Source organism: Amycolatopsis sp. NPDC028719 (genome assembly GCF_055565395.1).
This window is the reverse complement of record NZ_JBVHUL010000003.1, coordinates 317,127-334,354: the sequence shown is the minus strand read 5'-3', so window position 1 is coordinate 334,354 and position 17,228 is coordinate 317,127. Positions and strand designations below refer to the sequence as shown.

General features: G+C 72.2%; 17 protein-coding genes. 11 read left to right on the top strand and 6 right to left on the bottom strand.

The features are described 5' to 3' along the window. Positions 1 to 125: 125 nt before the first annotated feature. Genes ACZ4TR_RS15430 through ACZ4TR_RS15395 form a run of 8 tightly spaced genes read left to right on the top strand, consistent with a single transcriptional unit; the run spans position 126 to position 10,492 of the window. Positions 126 to 1,670, top strand: coding sequence for a UDP-N-acetylmuramoyl-L-alanyl-D-glutamate--2,6-diaminopimelate ligase (locus tag ACZ4TR_RS15430; protein ID WP_465288114.1), 1,545 nt, complete (start codon positions 126 to 128; stop codon positions 1,668 to 1,670). Next, positions 1,667 to 3,169, top strand: coding sequence for a UDP-N-acetylmuramoyl-tripeptide--D-alanyl-D-alanine ligase (locus tag ACZ4TR_RS15425; protein ID WP_465287650.1), 1,503 nt, complete (start codon positions 1,667 to 1,669; stop codon positions 3,167 to 3,169). Before ACZ4TR_RS15430 ends, ACZ4TR_RS15425 begins: the two co-directional genes overlap by 4 nt. After that, the gene (mraY, locus tag ACZ4TR_RS15420) at positions 3,166 to 4,248 is read left to right on the top strand and encodes a phospho-N-acetylmuramoyl-pentapeptide-transferase (protein WP_155546014.1); all 1,083 of its coding nucleotides are present in this window, start codon (positions 3,166 to 3,168) and stop codon (positions 4,246 to 4,248) included. The genes ACZ4TR_RS15425 and mraY overlap by 4 nt, the downstream gene beginning before the upstream one ends. A gap of 2 nt (positions 4,249 to 4,250) precedes the next feature. Further along, positions 4,251 to 5,657 carry a UDP-N-acetylmuramoyl-L-alanine--D-glutamate ligase gene (gene murD, locus ACZ4TR_RS15415; protein ID WP_465287649.1) on the top strand — a complete coding sequence of 469 codons (1,407 nt, stop codon included), beginning with the start codon at positions 4,251 to 4,253 and terminating at the stop codon, positions 5,655 to 5,657. Next, positions 5,644 to 7,143, top strand: a complete 1,500-nt coding sequence (gene ftsW, locus ACZ4TR_RS15410; RefSeq protein WP_364525033.1) for a putative lipid II flippase FtsW — start codon at positions 5,644 to 5,646, stop codon at positions 7,141 to 7,143. Before murD ends, ftsW begins: the two co-directional genes overlap by 14 nt. After that, a complete protein-coding gene (gene murG, locus ACZ4TR_RS15405) occupies positions 7,140 to 8,264 on the top strand; it encodes an undecaprenyldiphospho-muramoylpentapeptide beta-N-acetylglucosaminyltransferase (RefSeq protein WP_465287648.1) in 1,125 nt (374 codons plus the stop codon). The genes ftsW and murG overlap by 4 nt, the downstream gene beginning before the upstream one ends. Beyond that, positions 8,257 to 9,654, top strand: coding sequence for a UDP-N-acetylmuramate--L-alanine ligase (gene murC, locus ACZ4TR_RS15400; RefSeq protein ID WP_465287647.1), 1,398 nt, complete (start codon positions 8,257 to 8,259; stop codon positions 9,652 to 9,654). The genes murG and murC overlap by 8 nt, the downstream gene beginning before the upstream one ends. 4 nt (positions 9,655 to 9,658) lie before the next feature. Then, positions 9,659 to 10,492, top strand: a complete 834-nt coding sequence (locus tag ACZ4TR_RS15395; RefSeq protein WP_465287646.1) for a cell division protein FtsQ/DivIB — start codon at positions 9,659 to 9,661, stop codon at positions 10,490 to 10,492. Positions 10,493 to 10,498: 6 nt separating this feature from the next. Here ACZ4TR_RS15395 and ACZ4TR_RS15390 read toward each other — a convergent pair whose 3' ends face one another. Further along, a complete protein-coding gene (locus tag ACZ4TR_RS15390) occupies positions 10,499 to 10,657 on the bottom strand; it encodes a hypothetical protein (RefSeq protein ID WP_465287645.1) in 159 nt (52 codons plus the stop codon). A gap of 295 nt (positions 10,658 to 10,952) precedes the next feature. On the opposite strand from ACZ4TR_RS15390, the gene ACZ4TR_RS15385 reads away from it, so the two are divergent. Next, on the top strand, positions 10,953 to 11,777 hold the full coding sequence (locus tag ACZ4TR_RS15385) for an NAD(P)H-binding protein (RefSeq protein ID WP_465287644.1): 825 nt from the start codon (positions 10,953 to 10,955) through the stop codon (positions 11,775 to 11,777). On the opposite strand, the gene ACZ4TR_RS15380 is transcribed toward ACZ4TR_RS15385, so the two are convergent. After that, positions 11,774 to 12,943, bottom strand: a complete 1,170-nt coding sequence (locus tag ACZ4TR_RS15380) for an MFS transporter (RefSeq protein ID WP_465287643.1) — start codon at positions 12,941 to 12,943, stop codon at positions 11,774 to 11,776. The two genes, ACZ4TR_RS15385 and ACZ4TR_RS15380, sit on opposite strands and share 4 nt — an antisense overlap. Positions 12,944 to 13,020: 77 nt before the next feature. Between ACZ4TR_RS15380 and ACZ4TR_RS15375 the strand changes: the two genes are divergently transcribed. After that, positions 13,021 to 13,560 carry a CGNR zinc finger domain-containing protein gene (locus tag ACZ4TR_RS15375; RefSeq protein WP_465287642.1) on the top strand — a complete coding sequence of 180 codons (540 nt, stop codon included), beginning with the start codon at positions 13,021 to 13,023 and terminating at the stop codon, positions 13,558 to 13,560. Between the two features lie 90 nt (positions 13,561 to 13,650). Here the strand turns inward: ACZ4TR_RS15375 and ACZ4TR_RS15370 are convergent, their stop codons facing one another. Both ACZ4TR_RS15370 and ACZ4TR_RS15365 read right to left on the bottom strand, forming a co-directional pair. After that, the gene (locus ACZ4TR_RS15370) at positions 13,651 to 14,085 is read right to left on the bottom strand and encodes an OsmC family peroxiredoxin (protein WP_465287641.1); all 435 of its coding nucleotides are present in this window, start codon (positions 14,083 to 14,085) and stop codon (positions 13,651 to 13,653) included. Further along, positions 14,072 to 14,530, bottom strand: coding sequence for a MarR family winged helix-turn-helix transcriptional regulator (locus ACZ4TR_RS15365; protein ID WP_364510861.1), 459 nt, complete (start codon positions 14,528 to 14,530; stop codon positions 14,072 to 14,074). The genes ACZ4TR_RS15370 and ACZ4TR_RS15365 overlap by 14 nt, the downstream gene beginning before the upstream one ends. A gap of 73 nt (positions 14,531 to 14,603) precedes the next feature. Between ACZ4TR_RS15365 and ACZ4TR_RS15360 the strand changes: the two genes are divergently transcribed. Further along, a complete protein-coding gene (locus tag ACZ4TR_RS15360; protein ID WP_465287640.1) occupies positions 14,604 to 15,110 on the top strand; it encodes a DinB family protein in 507 nt (168 codons plus the stop codon). Here the strand turns inward: ACZ4TR_RS15360 and ACZ4TR_RS15355 are convergent. After that, positions 15,097 to 15,876, bottom strand: a complete 780-nt coding sequence (locus ACZ4TR_RS15355; protein WP_465287639.1) for a DUF1295 domain-containing protein — start codon at positions 15,874 to 15,876, stop codon at positions 15,097 to 15,099. The two genes, ACZ4TR_RS15360 and ACZ4TR_RS15355, sit on opposite strands and share 14 nt — an antisense overlap. Then, a complete protein-coding gene (locus ACZ4TR_RS15350; protein ID WP_465287638.1) occupies positions 15,873 to 17,147 on the bottom strand; it encodes a class I SAM-dependent methyltransferase in 1,275 nt (424 codons plus the stop codon). The genes ACZ4TR_RS15355 and ACZ4TR_RS15350 overlap by 4 nt, the downstream gene beginning before the upstream one ends. Positions 17,148 to 17,228 lie beyond the last annotated feature (81 nt).

The window sequence follows — 17,228 nt, the reverse complement described above, 5'->3', positions numbered from 1 at the left end:
GCGCCTAGCACATGTGCCTCAGCCGCGCGCAATCGCCGTACCGCGTGCGGGCCCCCGGAACGCCCGCCGGTAGCCTCTTGGCCGTGTCCGTGTCCTCGTCCAGTTCCCAGGTGCCGGAAAGCCCGGTGAAAGCGGTCCCCGCGCCGCCGCGCCCGGCGCGCATCGACCCGGTCCCGCTGGCGACCCTCCTCGCCAGGGCGGACGCCCGCCTGATCGCCGACCGCCCCGACGCGGCCGAGCTCACCGTCACCGGCACCACCCTGCGTGCCCAGCACGTGCTGCCCGGCGACCTCTTCGCCGCGCTGCCCGGTGCCCGGGCCCACGGTGCCGACTTCAGCGACCAGGCCATCGCCGCGGGGGCCGTCGCGGTCCTCACCGACGCCGAGGGCGCCGAGCGGTCCGCCCTGCGCGACGCCGGCGTCCCGATCCTCGTCCACGCCGACCCGCGCGCCGCGCTCGGCGAGATCGCCGCCTGGATCTACGGCGAACCCTCGCTGCAGCTGGCCGTCCTCGGCGTCACCGGCACCTCCGGCAAGACCACGACGTCGTACCTGGTCGACGCCGGGCTCCAGGCGGCCGGGCTGACCACCGGCCTGATCGGCACCGTCGAAACCCGGATCGCCGGCGAGCGGCTGGTCAGCGGGTTCACCACGCCGGAGGCGCCGGACCTGCAGGCCCTGCTCGCGGTCATGCTCGAGCGCGGCGTCACGCACGTGCCGATGGAGGTCTCCAGCCACGCGCTCGCGCTGGGCCGCGCCAACGGCACCCGGTTCGCGGTCGGCGCGTTCACCAACCTCTCCCAGGACCACCTGGACTTCCACAAGGACATGCAGGAGTACTTCGCCGCGAAGTCCCTGCTGTTCGACGGCCGTTCGACCACCGAGGTCGTCGTGGTCGACAGCGCCTGGGGCCAGGCGCTGCTCACCCCGCAGACGGTCACCGTGACCACCGATCCCGGCACCGACGCGGCGTGGAAGGCCACCGACCTGCAGGCCACGCCGCACGGCGAGCAGACGTTCACCCTGCACGGCCCGGACGGCCTCAGCGCACCCGCGCGGATCCCGCTGCCCGGAGAGTTCAACGTCGCCAACGCCGTGCTCGCCGCCGCGATCCTGAGCACCGCCGGGGTGGGCCTGGAGCACATCGTCGCCGGGCTCGCCCAGGTGCAGGTGCCGGGCCGGATGGAGCGGGTCCACGTCGGCCAGGAGTTCACCGCCGTCGTCGACTACGCCCACAAGCCGGCCGCCGTCGCGCAGGGCCTGGACGCGCTGCGCGCCCGCGCCGAGGGCCGGATCATCACGGTGCTGGGCTGTGGCGGCGACCGCGACACCGCCAAGCGCCCGATGATGGGCGAGGCGGCGGCCCGCCGCAGCGACGTCCTGATCGTCACCGACGACAACCCGCGCTCCGAAGACCCCGCGGCGATCCGCGCCGCGATGCTCGCCGGCGCCCGCGCCGTCGGGCCCGCCGAGGGCGGCGAGGTCGTCGAAATCGGCGACCGCCGCGAAGCCATCGCGCACGCCGTGTCGCTCGCCGAGCCGGGCGACATCGTCTTCCTCGCCGGCAAGGGGCACGAGTCCGGCCAGGAGGCCGGCGGCGTCGTGCACCCGTTCTCCGACCGCGACGAGCTGGCCGCGGCCATCCGCAACAAACTCGAGGTGAGTGTGTGATCGTGCTCAGCCTGGCCGAGATCGCCGACGTCGTCGGCGGCCGGCTGCACCGCGCCGACCCGGGCGCGCAGGTGACCGGCAGCGTGGAGTTCGACACCCGGAAGCTCACGCCCGGCGGCCTGTTCGTCGCCCTGCCGGGGGAGAAGGTCGACGGCCACGACTTCGCCGCGCAGGCCGCCGAAGCCGGTGCCGTCGCCGTGCTGGCCGCCCGCGAGGTCGACGCGCCCGCCATCGTCGTCCCGCCGCTGGCGCCGGGCGAGGCCCACGAACGGTCGGTCGCGCTGACCGGCGACAAGGACGGCTCCGGTGCCGCGGTGCTGGCCGCGCTGGCCAAGCTCGCCCGGTTCGTCGTGCAGCGCCTGGCCGAGGGGAACCTGACCGTCGTCGGGATCACCGGCTCGTCCGGCAAGACGTCGACGAAGGACGTCATCGCGCAGCTGCTCGAGCCGCTCGGCCCCACGGTCGCGCCGCCCGGGTCGTTCAACAACGAGCTGGGGCACCCCTGGACCGCCCTGCGGGCCGACGCGCAGACCCGGCACCTGGTGCTGGAGCTGTCCGCTCGCGGACCGGGGCACATCGCCCACCTCGCCGAGATCGCCCCACCGCGCATCGGCGTGGTGCTCAACGTCGGCACCGCGCACGTCGGCGAGTTCGGCTCGCGCGAAGGCATCGCGAAGACCAAGGGCGAGCTGGTCGAGGCCCTGCCCGAGGACGGCGTCGCGGTGCTCAACCTCGACGACCCGCTGGTCGCGGCCATGGCGAGCCGCACGAAAGCCCGCGTCGTTTTCGTCGGCGAGAGCCCCTCGGCGCAGATCCGCGCGGAGAACATCACTCTCGACGACGAAGCCCGCGCCTCCTTCCGGCTGATCACCCCGGCGGGCGAGGCCGACGTGAAGCTGCCGCTGCACGGCGAGCACCACGTCGGCAACGCGCTGTCCGCCGCGGCGGTCGCGCTGGAGCTGGGCGCGACGCCGGAGGAGGTCGCCACGCGCCTCTCGGGCCTCGAACGGCGCTCGGCGCGGCGCATGGAGGTCGTCACGCGGCCCGACGGCGTCACGATCCTCAACGACTCGTTCAACGCCAACCCCGAGTCGATGCGGGCGGGCCTCAAGGCCCTCGCGGCGATGACGCGGGAGAGCGGCCGCCGGTCCTGGGCCGTGCTCGGCGTGATGGGCGAGCTCGGCGCGGACGCGGTCACCGCCCACGACGAGATCGGCCGGCTGGTCGTCCGGCTCAACATCGCCAAGCTCGTCGTGATCGGCCCCGAGGCGGCGGCCATGCACCAGGGTGCGTTCCAGGAAGGCTCCTGGGGCGAGGAATCCACTCTGGTACCCGACGTCGGGGCCGCGATCGCCCTGCTGCATGATCAGCTCCGCCCCGGGGACGTGGTGCTGGTGAAGGCTTCCAAGGCCGCCGGCCTCTGGCGGGTCGCCGAAGCTCTGCTCGAACCCCGGGAAACCGACAACTCCGAGAATCGCTCGAACGGTGGTGACGCGTGATCAGCATCCTGATCGCGGCCGGGGCGGGCCTGCTGATCTCCATCCTGCTGACGCCGTACCTGATCCGGGTGTTCTCCCGGCAGGGCTTCGGCCAGGAGATCCGTGAGGAAGGCCCGCAGGGACACAAGTCCAAGCGCGGCACGCCGACGATGGGTGGCGTCGCGATCATCATCGCGATGGTCGTCGGGTACTTCGCCGCGCACCTGATCAACTGGATGTTCAACTCCCGCAGCGGCGCGCCGACGGCCTCCGGGCTGCTCGTGCTGATGCTCGCGGTGGGCCTCGGGATCGTCGGGTTCCTCGACGACTTCATCAAGATCCGCAAGCAGCGCAACCTGGGGCTGAACAAGACCGCGAAGCTGGTCGGCCAGCTGGTGGTCACCATCGCGTTCGCGGTCCTGGCGCTGAACTTCGCGGACTCGCGCGGCATCACGCCGGCGTCGGAGAGCCTTTCCTACGTCCGTGACCTCGCGCTGATCACCTTCCCGTCGGTGATCTTCGTGATCTTCTGCTACATCGTGATCTCCGGCTGGTCGAACGCGGTGAACTTCACCGACGGTCTCGACGGCCTGGCGGGCGGCTCGGCGGCCATGGTGCTGGCGACCTACGTTGTGATCGCGTTCTGGCAGGAGCGGCTGAACTGCGCCAACGGCCCGGCGCCCGCCTGCTACGACGTCCGCGACCCGCTCGACCTGGCCGTGGTCGCCGCCGCGGCCGCCGGCGCCTGCGTCGGGTTCCTGTGGTGGAACGCCGCCCCGGCGAAGATCTTCATGGGCGACACCGGCTCGCTGGCCCTCGGCGGCCTGGTCGCCGGGCTGTCCATGACCACCCGCACCGAGCTGCTCGCCATCGTCATCGGCGGCCTCTTCATGGTCGAGATGATCTCGGTGGTCGCGCAGATCGCGGTCTTCCGGACGACCCGGCGAAGGCTGTTCCGGATGGCGCCGTTCCACCACCACTTCGAGCTCGCCGGGTGGGCCGAAACCACGGTGATCATCCGGTTCTGGTTGCTGTCGGCGATCTGCTGCATGTTCGGGCTCGGCCTGTTCTACAGCGAGCAGCTGGGCTTTGGGGGCTGACCTTGGACATCGCCGGTCGTCACGTCCTCGTCGCCGGTGCGGGGGTCACCGGCAAGTCGATCGTGCCCGTGCTCACCGAGCTGGGTGCGCGGGTCACGGTCACCGACGGCAACGCCGAGCGCCTGGCCGAGCTGGCAGGCCTGGGTGCCGAGCTGGTGCCCGGCCTGACCGAGCCGCCGTCCGACGTCGTCCTCGTCGTCACCAGCCCCGGCTGGCGGCCGACGTCGCCGCTGCTGGTGGCCGCGGCCGAGGCGGGCGTCGAGGTGATCGGCGACGTCGAGCTGGCCTGGCGCGTCGGGCAGCTGCGCGAGCACCCGCCGTCCTGGCTGGTCGTCACCGGGACCAACGGCAAGACGACCACCGTGGGCATGCTCGAGTCGATCCTCAAGGCGGCCGGTGCTCACGCCGTGGCCTGCGGAAACATCGGCTACGCGGCCCTCGACGCCGTTCGCGCCGGCTACGACGTGCTGGCCGTGGAGCTGTCGAGCTTCCAGCTGCACTGGTCCTCGACCCTCGCGCCGGACGCGGCCGTGGTGCTCAACCTGGCCGAGGACCACATCGACTGGCACGGCTCGATGGATTCCTACGCCGCCGCCAAGGGCCGCGTGTACAGGCGGGCCAAGGTCGCCGTGCACAACGCCGACGACGAGTGGTCCACGCGGATCGCCGAAGAGCACGCGCCCGAGAGCGCCCGCCGCGTCGGCTTCCGGCTGGACACGCCGTCCGCCGCGGAGCTGGGGCTGGTCGAGGATCTGCTGGTCGACCGCGCTTTCGTCGTCGACCCGGCGAACAGCGCCGAAGAGCTCGCCACCCTCGCCGACGTCCGCCCGGCGGGCCCGCACAACGTCTCGAACGCCCTGGCCGCCGCCTCGCTGGCCCGGGCCCACGGCGTCCCGCCGGAGGCCGTGCTGAAGGGCCTGCGCGAGTACCAGCCGGCCCCGCACCGGGCCGTCGAGGTGGCCGAGGTCGCCGGGGTCCGGTACGTCAACGACTCGAAGGCGACCAACCCGCACGCGGCCGCCGGGTCGCTGCGGGCCCACCAGAGCATCGTCTGGATCGCCGGGGGCCAGCTCAAGGGCGCCTCCGTCGACGAACTGGTGAGCAGCATCGCCGGCCGTCTCCGCGGAGTCGTGCTCCTCGGCGTCGATTCACCCGTGATCGCCGCCGCGGTGGCGCGACACGCGCCGGATGTCCCGGTGAACAGCCTCCGTCCGGGTGACCATGAACCCATGACTGCGGCGGTGAGTGCGGCCAGCGCGATGGCCCGGCCTGGTGACGTGGTGCTGCTCGCACCCGCCGCGGCGTCGTTGGACATGTTCTCGAGCTACGGCGAGCGCGGCGACGCGTTCGCCCGGGCTGTGCATGTGCTCCGCGACGACGCAGCGGGGGAGCCGAGTGACGGTCACTGAGCCCAAGCCCCGGACACCACCGAAGCGCCCGCGCCGGGAGCGCAAGGAGAGCGGCTTCGTCGCCTTCCGGACCGCGCTGACCGCGTGGCTCTCGCGCCCGCTGGCGTCGTTCCACCTCGTGCTCGCGCTGACCGGTGTGCTCACCGTGATCGGCATCGTCATGGTGCTCTCGGCGTCGTCGGTCGCGTCCTACAACCCGAAGACCGGCAGCGGGGTCTACTCGCTGTTCACCAAGCACCTGGTGTTCGTCGCGCTCGGCGGCGTGGTGTTCTGGCTGGGCATGCGGGTCAAGCTGGAGCGGATCCGGCGGATGTCGGCCACCGCGACGGTGATCTGCCTCGGCCTGCTGGTGCTCGTGCTCACCCCGCTCGGCTCGACGGTGAACGGCTCGCAGGGCTGGTTCCGGATCGGCGAGTTCACCTTCCAGCCCGTCGAGGCCGCGAAGGTCGCGCTGGCCTTCTGGGGCGCGCACATCCTGGTGATCAAGTACAACGTGATCCACCAGTGGCGGCACCTGCTGGTGCCGGTGGTGCCGATCGCGCTGCTGATGTTCGCCCTGGTCATGCTGCAACCGGATCTCGGCGGCACGGTCACCCTCGCCGTGGTGCTGCTGGCGCTGCTGTGGTTCGCCGGTGCGCCGAAACGGCTGTTCGGCGTGATCCTGGCCGGCGGCCTGGCCGGCATCCTCGTGCTCGCGGTGATCGCGCCCTACCGGCTCGACCGCGTCATGTCGTTCCTGTCGCCGGACGCCGACACCAGCGCCGAGGGCTTCCAAGCCAACCAGGCCAAGCTCGCGCTCGCCGACGGCGGCCTGTTCGGCAAGGGCCTCGGCCAGGGCGCGGCCAGCTGGAACTACCTGCCGAACGTGCAGAACGACTTCATCTTCGCCCTGATCGGCGAGGAGCTGGGCCTGATCGGCTGCATCGTCGTGCTCGCCCTGTTCGCCGGGGTCGCCATCGTGGGCCTGCGGATCGCCACCCGCAACATCGACCCCTGGATCCGGATCGTGTCCGGCACGCTCACCGTGTTCTTGGTGGCCCAGGCCGGTATCAACATCGGCTACGTCGTCGGCCTGCTGCCGGTCACCGGCGTCACGCTGCCGCTGATCTCCTACGGCGGCACCTCGCTGGTGATCACCATGCTCATCATGGGCGTGCTCGCGAACGCCGCCCGGCACGAACCGGAGGCGGTGGCCGCACTGCGCACGCAGGGGCCGGGTAAGTTCGGACGCCTGCTGCGGCTGCCCGCGCCCGACCCGTACCGCCCGCCCGCCACGCGCAAGGGGGCGGCGCGCAGTGGGGCGAAGGCGGCCAGGCCCGCGCCCCGTGCGGCGCGGCCCGCCCCGGCGCAGGAACGGCGCAAGTCGGTCCGCGAGCCGGTTCGCCGCAGCGCGGCACGGACGAGCACGGCCACGTCTCGCGGGGCCGCGCGGACAACAGCGAGCCGTGGTACCCGGAGTACCGCGAACCGGAGAGGTCATTGGTGAGCAAGCCCGTCAAGGGAACCGAGCGAGGCGTCGCGGGCCGGGCGCCCGTGGTCGTGGTCGCCGGAGGTGGCACCGCAGGACACATCGAACCCGCCCTCGCCCTGGCCGACGCCGTGAAGCGGCTGCGCCCGGACGCGACGGTGGTCGCTCTCGGCACCGAGCGCGGCCTGGAGAGCAAGCTCGTCCCGGCCCGCGGGTACGAGCTGGAGCTGATCCCGCCGGTGCCGCTGCCGCGCAAACCGACGCCTGAGCTGCTGCGGCTGCCCCTGAAGGTCCGCGACTCGGTCCGCAAGACCCGCGAGGTCCTGGAGCGGGTCGGCGCGGACGTCGTCGTCGGCTTCGGCGGCTACGTCGCCCTGCCCGCCTACCTGGCCGCGCGCGGGCGCGTCCCGATCGTCGTGCACGAAGCCAACCAGTCGCCGGGCCTGGCGAACAAGGTGGGCGCGCGGTTCGCGAAGCGGGTCGCGGTCGCCGTCGCGGGCACGCCGCTGCCGAAGGCCGAGGTCGTCGGGATCCCGCTGCGGCGGTCGATCACGTCGCTCGACCGGGCCGGGCTGCGCGCCGAGGCCCGCGCGCACTTCGGGCTCGACCCGGACGCGCCGACGCTGCTGGTGTTCGGTGGCTCGCAGGGCGCGCAGTCGATCAACTCGGCGCTGTCCGGCGCGGCGAAGGACCTGGCCGACGCCGGGGTCGGCGTGCTGCACGCGCACGGCCCGAAGAACACGCTGGTCGTGCAGGAGTTCCCGGGCAAGCCGGCGTACGTGCCGGTGCCGTACCTGGAGCGGATGGACCTGGCGTACGCGGCCGCCGACGTCGCGGTGTGCCGGTCGGGCGCGATGACCGTCGCCGAGGTGACGGCGGTCGGGCTGCCCGCGGTGTTCGTCCCGCTGCCCCACGGCAACGGCGAGCAGGCCACCAACGCGCGGCCGGCCGTCGACGCCGGCGCGGCGCTGATGGTCTTCGACGGCGACCTCACCGCGGCCAAGGTCGCCGACCTGGTCGTCCCGCTGGTCACCGACGCCGACCGCGTCGCGAAGATGGGCGCGGCCGCGGTCGGCATGGGCCACCGCGAGGCCGACGAACTGCTCGCCCGCATCGTCTTGGAGGCTGCCGGTGCCTGAACTGCCTGAAGACCTGCGCCGGGCGCACCTGATCGGGATCGGCGGCGCCGGCATGTCCGGCGTCGCGCGGATCCTGCTGGCGCGCGGGGCTTTCGTGTCGGGCTCGGACGCCAAGGAGTCGCGCGCGCTGCTGTCGCTGCGCGCCCAGGGCGCCGAGCTGTTCGTCGGCCAGAGCGCCGAGAACATTTCCGCCTTGGCCGAGCCGCCGTCCGCGGTCGTCGTTTCGACGGCGATCAAGGAGACCAACCCCGAGCTGGCCGCGGCGCGGGCCGCGGGGATCCCGGTGCTGCACCGGGCGCAGGCGCTGGCCGGGCTGATGGAAGGCCACCGCGTCGCCTGCATCGCGGGCACGCACGGCAAGACGTCGACGACGTCGATGCTCACCGTGGCGCTGCAGCACTGCCGGCTCGACCCGTCGTTCGCCATCGGCGGCGACCTCAACGAGTCCGGGGCCAACGCCCACCACGGCGAGGGCGGCATCTTCGTCGCCGAAGCCGACGAGAGCGACGGCTCGTTCCTGACCTACTCGCCGTCGGTCGCGGTCGTGACGAACGTCGAGCCGGACCACCTGGACCACCACGGCACCGCCGAGGCGTACACGAAGGTGTTCACCGAGTTCGTGGGCCGGATCGTGCCGGGCGGGCTGCTGATCGTCTGCGCTGACGACGCGGCGGCGGACGAGCTGGGCACGCAGGCGGCCGAGCTCGGCGTCCGGGTGCGCCGCTACGGCCGCACGGCCACCGGTGAGGGCGACGCCCGCATCCTGGACTACACCCCGGCGCCCGACGGCGGCGTCGTGCGGCTCCTGCTGGACGGCTCCGAGCTGTCGGTGCGGGTCGCGGTGCCGGGTGAGCACATGGCGCTCAACGCGGTCGCCGCGCTGCTGGCCGGCCTGGAGCTGGGTGCCCCCGCCGCCGAGCTGGCGGACGGGCTCGCGGCGTTCGGCGGCGTGCGGCGTCGCTTCGAGTTCAAGGGCCGGGCCGGCGACGTCCGCGTCTACGACGACTACGCCCACCACCCGACCGAGGTGGCCGCGCAGCTGCGCGCCGTGCGGACCGCGGCCGGGACCGGCCGGGTCGTCGTCGTGTTCCAGCCGCACCTGTTCTCGCGGACCAAGCTGTTCTCGGCGGAGTTCGCCGCGGCGTTGTCCTTGGCCGACGAGGTCGTCGTGCTGGACGTCTACGGCGCTCGCGAGGAGCCGGAGCCGGGCGTGACCGGCGCGCTGATCGCCGACGCGGTGACCGTGCCGGTGCACTACGAGCCCGCGTTCGACGTCGCCGCCGGTCTGGTGGCCGGGCTGGCCCGCGCGGGCGACCTGGTCGTCACCATGGGGGCCGGGGACGTGACGCAGCTGGGGCCGGAGATCCTCGCCGAGCTGGACAAGCGCTGAGCCGATGAGTCCGACCAGGGAACGCCGCCGTCCGTCCGAAGAGGACGAACGGGATCGCGCCGCCCTGGCGCGGGAACGCCGGGGGCGGCGCTCCGAGGAGGAGCGCCGCCGCACCCGCGCCGCGCGCCCCAGGCCCGGGGTGCGGAACCGGCCGAACCGGCAGGTGGTGATCCGCCGCCGGTGGGTCGCGCTGCTCACCGTGCTGACCGTCGTCGCGGCGGTGTACCTGCTGTTCTTCAGCTCGATGCTCGGGGCGAAGGACGTCTCGGTCAGCGGCTCGCGCACGGTTTCGGCCGACCGGATCCGCGACGCGGCGGCGGTGCCGGTGGACAAGCCGATGCTGCTGCTGAGCACCGACGAGATCCGCGACCGCGTGGCGGCGATGCCGGGTATCGCGACGGTCGAGGTGTCGCGGTCGTGGCCGAACACGGTCGAGATCACGGTGACCGAGCGGACGGCGATCGCGTTCTTCGACAGCGGCCCGGGCGGCGACGGCGTCCACCTGGTCGACGGCGGCGGCGTGGTGTTCAAGACGGTGCCCGGCCGCCCGGCGGGGTTGCCGGAGCTCAAACTGCCGAAGGTGTCGGCGGACGACCCGGTGACCCGAGCGGTGACGGCGGTTCTGGGCGTGATCCCGGAGCAGCTGCTGAAGCAGGTTACGACGGCGACGGCGAAGACCCCGGCGAGCGTGGAGTTCACCTTGTCGAGCGGGAAGATCGTCCGCTGGGGAACGGCGGAGCAGACGGACCGCAAGGCCAAGGTCCTGGCGGCGCTGCTCACCCAAGAGGGCAAGGTCTACGACGTCGCGGCGCCCGAGCTGCCGACGATCACTTCCTGATTCCTGTCAGGTGGCGGGCTGCGACGACCGCAACCGCCGGATGCCCCGCAGCACCGTGCCACGGTTCTCCGCCGACTTCAGCCAGGCGGGGAGCCGTTCCACCATGCTCATCGAGCCGGGAACCGGCCCGCGTTCGCGAAGCCGCGCGGCGGCGTAGGACTCCAACAGTTCTAGGTGTCCGGCGTTGTAGGCCCACAGGGTCTCGCCGCAGCAGTCGGCCACAGGCGAGACAGCGCATGCGTCTTCCAGCCACCCGGCGGCTTCGCCGCCTCGGGCTCGGTACTGCGCCGCGTCTGTGAACCGGCCGACCCGGACCAAAGGGGGCCCCGGAATCGGTCAGCGGCGTCATTCACCGGCTCATCCTGCCTGGCGCCGATCCTGGTCGTCATCGGAAATCCCCTGCACCGCATTGTCGTATGCCGTACGATCTCGTACGGCATACGACAACGTGGAGGGTGTCATGACGATCCTGGTGACGGGCGCGACCGGCAGTGTCGGACGGCTCGTGGTCGACGAGCTGCTCGAGACCGGCGCATCAGTGCGGGCGCTGACCATCGATCCCGAACGCGCGAAGCTGCCGCCGGAAGCGGAGGTGGTCGTCGGGTCGCTCGCCAAGCCGGCGACGCTGCCGTTGGAGGGGGTCGACGCCGTCTACCTGGCTCCGATGGCGCGGACCGTCCGGCGGTTCTGCGAACTGGCGGCCGAAGCGGGCATCAAGCGGGTCGTCGCGCTGTCGGGCAGCAGCGTCGGCGATGACCACGAAGGCTCCAGCGGCAACGAATACGGCGCGGTCGAGAAGGCGGTGCGGGAAGCCGGCTTCGCGTGGACGTTCCTGCGTCCCGGCGTCTTCATGAACAACACCCTCGACTGGGCGCCCATGGTCCGCGCGGGTGAGGCCGCGATGGCCTACGGCGACGCGACGCAGACCCCGATCGACCTCGGCGACATCGCCGCGGTGGCCGCCCGCGTGCTGACCACCGAAGGGCACGCCGGGCAGACGTATGTCCTCAGTGGACCTGAGGCGATCAGCCTGCGGGGGCAGGTCGCGACGCTGGAAACGGTGCTGGGCAGGGAAATCCGGTTCCGGGAGCTGACCCGCGCCGAGCAGCGCGCGCAGTGGGTCGGGTACGGCGTGCCCGAGCAGGCGGTCGACTGGCTCCTGGACGGCTTCGAGGAGACGCTGCGGCACCCGCAGGTGCCGACCGGCGTCGTCGAGGAGCTGCTGGGCCGCCCGGGGAGGACGTACGCGGAGTGGGCCGCGGCGAACCGGGCGGTGTTCGCCTAGACCCGGGTGCGCGTCATCCCGGCCAGGCCGAGCAGCGGGAGGACGCCGGCGAACACGACGACCGCCGTCCAGCCGCCGAGGTGGTAGGCGATCGAGCCGGCCTGGGAGCCGATCGCGCCGCCGATGAAGAACGTGCCGAGGTAGACGCTGTTGACGCGGGCGCGGGCCGACGGGTCGAGCTGGTAGATCACGTGCTGGCCGGTCACCAGGGTCGCCTGGACGGCCATGTCGACCGCGATCGCGGCGATCGCCAGCAGAATCACGCTGTGCGCGCCGAGCTCCGCGAGCGCGAAGGCGGCCGCGCACAGCACGAACGCGCCCGCGGTGAGCCGCCGGCCGTGGCCGTGGTCGGACCACCGCCCGGCCAGCGGCGCCACCGCGGCACCGGCCGCGCCGGCCAGCGCGAACAGGCCGACGCCGAGCTGCGTGTAGTTGAACGGCGGAGCGGTGAGCACGAACGCGATCGTCGTCCAGAACGCGCTGAACGCCCCGAACATCGCCGACTGGTACAGCGCGCGGTGGCGCAGGTCCGGGTGCTTCTTCCACATGGCCAGCGTCGAGCGCAAGAGCTGTCCGTAGTGGACGTCGGTCTTGGGCGCCCGGCGCGGCAGGATGAACCGCAGCACGACGGCGAGCGCGGCCATCGCGGCCGCCGAGATCAGGAACACCACGCGCCAGCTCGTGACCTCGGCCAGGAAGCTGGCCACGACGCGCGAAAGCAGGATGCCGAACAGCAGCCCGCTCACGACGCGCCCGACGATCCGGCCGCGGATGGCGTCGGGGGAGATGTCGGCGGCGAACGGGATGAGGATCTGCACGACGACCGACGTCGCCCCGGCGATCAGGGAAGCGATCAGCAGCACGGCGAACCCCGGGGCGACGCCGATGGCGACCAGGCTCGCGCAGGCGACCGCGAGCAGTGTCGCGACGAGACCGCGGTTCTCGAGGCGGTCGCCGAGCGGGACGAGCAGCAGCATCCCGGCGGCGTAGCCGATCTGGGTGGCGGTGACGATTCCCCCGGCGGCGGCCTCGCCGACGCCGAAGGTGTGCCGCAGTTCGGCGAGCAGCGGCTGGGCGTAGTAGAGGTTGGCGACGGTCAGTCCACAGGAGACGGCCAGTAGCAGCACGAGCCAGCCGGGCGGGGCCTTCTGCTCGGTCTCGGTCATGCGCGCCCCCTCGTGGAACCGGTTTGATCGGTTCCCGACGGTACCAGTCGAACCGGTTCCGGCGTACTGTGACCCGTATGACGGACCGATTCCGCACGGGAGCGGGCAGACTGTGCCTCGACTTCATCCGGACGCTGCGCTACCGCGGGACGCCCTCGGAGCTGGAGGAACTCCCGGACGCGGCGGCATGGGGGGCGTGGATCGACGCGTTCGGCCCGTACCCGGCCCCGGTGCGGCCCGCCTCGGCGGACGACGCGAGGGCGGCGCGCGAGGCGATTTACGCGTTGCTGACGGACTCCTTGCGTCCCTCGATGCGACAGCAACTGAACCGGTTCGCGGCTTTGCCGGTCCCTGCGCCGGCGCTGACGCCGTCGGGCGAACTGCGTTGGGGGGCTTCGGATCCGGCGTCGGCGATGGTGGCGTTGCTGGTCCGCGACGCGCTGGAGCTGGCGACGTCCCCGGAGTCCGCGCGGGTCCGCCGGTGCGCGGGTCCCCGGTGCGGGGCGCTGTTCCTGGACACGTCGAGGCCGGGGACGCGGCGGTGGTGCTCGATGGAGATCTGCGGGAACCAGGCGAAGAAGTCGACTTATCGAGCCAGGGTCGAGACCCGCCGCTAGCGCCCCAATGTGGCATTGGGTGCGTCCCACGCACCCAATGTGGCGTTCGGTGCGTCAGACGCACCGAACGCCACATTGGGGCGCTGGGACTCAGGCGAGCGCCGCGTCCATCGTGATCGTCGTGCCGGCCAAAGCCTTCGACACCGGGCACGTCTTCTCGGCCGTCTCCGCGTACTCCGCGAACTGCTCCGCCGTGACGCCCTCGATCGACGCGCGCAGCGTGATCGCGATGCCGCTGATCTCGAAGCCGCCGCCCGCGGCCGGGCCGAGGGTGACCTCCGCGCTCACGTCGATCGAGTCCGCCGTCAGCTTCTGGGCCTCCAGCACGCCCGACAGGTTCATCGCCAGGCACGACGAGTGCGCCGCCGCGATGAGCTCCTCCGGGCTCGTCTGGCCGTCCGGGTTGCCCGCGCGGGTCGGGAACGAGACGGAGAACGTGCCGGCGTTGGACGAGTCCAGCGTGACCTCGCCCTTTCCGTTCTGCAGTCCGCCGACCCAGTGGGTGGTCGCGTCACGGCTGGGCATCAGGGCCTCCAAGTGAGTACGCGGTGGCCGACGCTGTCAGCCGCCGCAGGGTTGTGATGAGCTCCCGCCGCGAAGCGTCGTCGAGGCCCAGTGCGCAGCCGATGGCCGACGGGACGCCCGCCGCGCGGGTGCGCAGGAAACGTCCTTCCTCGGTCAGGCTGATCACCACGGTGCGTTCGTCCTCGGGCAGGCGCGCCCGCGTGAGGAGCCCGTTGGCTTCGAGTCGTTTGAGCAGCGGGGAAAGCGTGCCGTAGTCCAGGTGCAGCGCCTCGCCGATCTCCTTGACCGGCCGGGCGTCGGACTCCCACAGCACCAGCAGCACGAGGTACTGCGGGTAGGTGAGCCCCAGTTCGCCGAGCAGGGGACGGTACGCGTCCGTCACGGCCCGCGACGCCGCGTAGAGCGCGAAGCAGGCTTGCTCGTCCAACTGGAACTCATCAGGCACGTCCGTAAACCTAGCCCACGATTACATCGTGTGCAAGGTATTTCTGTCGGACCCCTCTGGCACAGTGCCGATCATGACCGAACGACCGCGGCGCCCGAAGGTCCCGCTCACCGGCGGCGAGCGCGAGATCTTGACGAACCTCCTCGACTACCACCGCGCCACCGTCGCCTGGAAGAGCGGAGGGCTCACCGAAGCGCAAGCCCGCCAGGTCCACCTGCCCAGCGAGCTGACGACCGTCGCCGGCCTGCTCGCCCACCTCACGCTGAACGAGTGGTTCTGGTTCGCCGTGGTCGTCGACGGCGAGGAGGACCCCTGGGAGAAGAAGCTCGAGCAGGACCCGGACGCGGAGTTCCGGGTCCCACCCGACACGACACTGGCTCAGCTGCTCGCCGACTACGAGAAGCAATCCGCCCGCAGCCGCGAAATCACTGCCGCTCACGGCCTGGACGACGAGGTGACGCACAAGGACGAGACCTTCAACGTCCGCTGGGTCCTCACGCACATGATCGAGGAGACCGCCCGGCACGTCGGCCACCTCGACGTCCTGCGCGAGCTGACCGACGGTCTCACCGGGGAATGACCTTCTTGGGTGGCAACGGGAAGAAGCCGCTGGTCCGCTCGACGTAGTGCGCGTACGCCGGGCGGGTCTTCGCCATTCCCTTCTCCAGCATGGGTTTCCCCGTGCCGCGGGCGAGGGTGAACGTCATCGCGACGGGGGAGAGGATCGTCAGCGCGCCCGGCCACGTCGAGCAGGCCAGCAGGTAGAGGCCCCACCACACGCACGCGTCGCCGAAGTAGTTCGGGTGCCGCGTGTAGCGCCACAGCCCCGTGTCGAGCACCTTCCCCTTCGAAGCCGGATCCGCCTTGAAGCGGCGCAGCTGCTCGTCGCCGATCGTTTCGAACCCGAACCCGATCAGCCACACCACGACCCCGAGCCGGCCGAGCACCCCGAACCCGGTGCCGTACATCGCGAACTGCACCGGCAGCGAGACGAAGTACAGCACCACGCCCTGGAACAGGTACACGCGCACGAACATGCGCAGCGGCCCCGCGGCCATCCGCGCGTACCGCGGGTCCTCCGGCAGCCGGTGGTTGCGCAGGTGCAGGTGCAGCGAAAGGCGCCCGCCCCAGACGACCGTCAGGGCCAGGACCACCAGCCGCAGCGCCAGGGGACCGTCGCCGAAGGGGAACACGGCGGCCGCGACCACCGCGAAACCGAGCCCCCAGAACGTGTCGACCGTGTCGTACCGCTTGCGCGCCCGCGCGATCCCGAAGGTCGCCACCACCGCCACGAGCGTGACGCCGGCGGTGACCAGCAGCGTGCTCGCGAGCGCGCTGCCGGTCATCGGAGCCACTCCCGCGTCGCCGGCATGCCGCTGGCGCCGTGCTCGCCCGGCCGCACGCTCAGGATCTGGTCCACGCCCATCCGGTTCTCCTCGAACGCCAGCGCCCCACCGACCAGGTAGAGCCGCCAGACCCGCGCGCCGGTCTCGCCGATCAGCGCGACGACGTCGGCCCAGTTCTCCTCCAGGGTGTCGGCCCAGGCCCGGACCGTCCAGACGTAGTGCTCGCGCATCGCGTGCACGTCCCGGACCTCGAGGCCGGCGTTTTCGAGGTGCTCGACGGTCCGGCCCACCGGGCGCATCGTCATGTCGGGGGCGATGTAGCGCTCGATGAACGCGCCGCCGCCGGGGGCGACGTTCCCGCGTGACATCTGCTGGATCAGCACGCGCCCGCCGGGCCTGACCATCCTGTGCAGCGTCGCGGCGTACGCCGGGTAGTTCACCTCCCCGACGTGCTCGCCCATCTCGATCGACGCCACCGCGTCGAACGGCGCGTCCGGCAGCTCGCGGTAGTCCTGCCGGCGCACCTCGACGCGGTCTTCGAGGTCGTGCTGGGCGAGCCGGCCGCGGATGTGCTGCAGCTGCTCGGCCGAGAGCGTGATGCCGACGGCGTGCACGCCGTGGTGCTTGGCCGCGTGGACCAGCAGCGAGCCCCAGCCGCAGCCGATGTCGAGCAGCCGCATGCCCGGCCGCAGCCCGAGCTTCCGGCAGATCATCTCCAGCTTGTCGGACTGCGCCTCCGCCAGGCCGTAACCCGGCTCGTCGGAGGTGAAATACGCGCTGGAGTAGGCCATCGACTCGTCCAGCAGCAGCTGGTAGAAGGCGTTGCCGAGGTCGTAGTGGTGGGCGATGGCGGACTTGTCGCGCAGCAGGCTGTGCAGCTTGCCCGTGAGCCGCGCCTCCTCGGCGGGCGGCTTCGGCGGCGGCCCGGCGACGCCGAGACGAGCGGCGAGCTTGGCGGCTTCAACCCAGTCGCGCGGCCCGACCTTCACTCGGTTGAGCTCACCCGAGCGGGTGAGGGCCCAGATCCGGCGGAAGCCGTCCGCCAGGTCTCCTTCGACGTCGAGGTCACCGGTGACGTAGGCGCGGGCGAGCCCCAGCTCACCCGGCGAGTAGAGCAGACGGCGGAGGGCACGGCGGTTGCGGAGCACGACGGTGGGCGCGTCCACTGGGCCGGCGCGGGTTCCGTCCCAGGTCCGCAAGCCGACGGGGAGCTGCCCGCCGAGGAGCTTTTCGGCGAACGAGGCGAGGCGGTGCGCGGTGCTGTTCGGCATGTCCGGGATTCGCTCTCCCCGGCGCGGTGGATTGGTGCCGCGTCCCGCCAATCCACGCCCGGCGCGGCGGCGAAGTACCGG

What these genes read in the sequence shown, in the direction of transcription:
- ACZ4TR_RS15395 (WP_465287646.1), top strand. Translation starts at nt 9,659, where the DNA reads ATGAGTCCGACCAGGGAACGCCGCCGTCCGTCCGAAGAGGACGAACGG.
- ACZ4TR_RS15385 (WP_465287644.1), top strand. Translation starts at nt 10,953, where the DNA reads ATGACGATCCTGGTGACGGGCGCGACCGGCAGTGTCGGACGGCTCGTG.
- ACZ4TR_RS15380 (WP_465287643.1), bottom strand. Translation starts at nt 12,943, where the DNA reads ATGACCGAGACCGAGCAGAAGGCCCCGCCCGGCTGGCTCGTGCTGCTA.
- ACZ4TR_RS15375 (WP_465287642.1), top strand. Translation starts at nt 13,021, where the DNA reads ATGACGGACCGATTCCGCACGGGAGCGGGCAGACTGTGCCTCGACTTC.
- ACZ4TR_RS15370 (WP_465287641.1), bottom strand. Translation starts at nt 14,085, where the DNA reads ATGCCCAGCCGTGACGCGACCACCCACTGGGTCGGCGGACTGCAGAAC.
- ACZ4TR_RS15360 (WP_465287640.1), top strand. Translation starts at nt 14,604, where the DNA reads ATGACCGAACGACCGCGGCGCCCGAAGGTCCCGCTCACCGGCGGCGAG.
- ACZ4TR_RS15355 (WP_465287639.1), bottom strand. Translation starts at nt 15,876, where the DNA reads ATGACCGGCAGCGCGCTCGCGAGCACGCTGCTGGTCACCGCCGGCGTC.
- ACZ4TR_RS15350 (WP_465287638.1), bottom strand. Translation starts at nt 17,147, where the DNA reads ATGCCGAACAGCACCGCGCACCGCCTCGCCTCGTTCGCCGAAAAGCTC.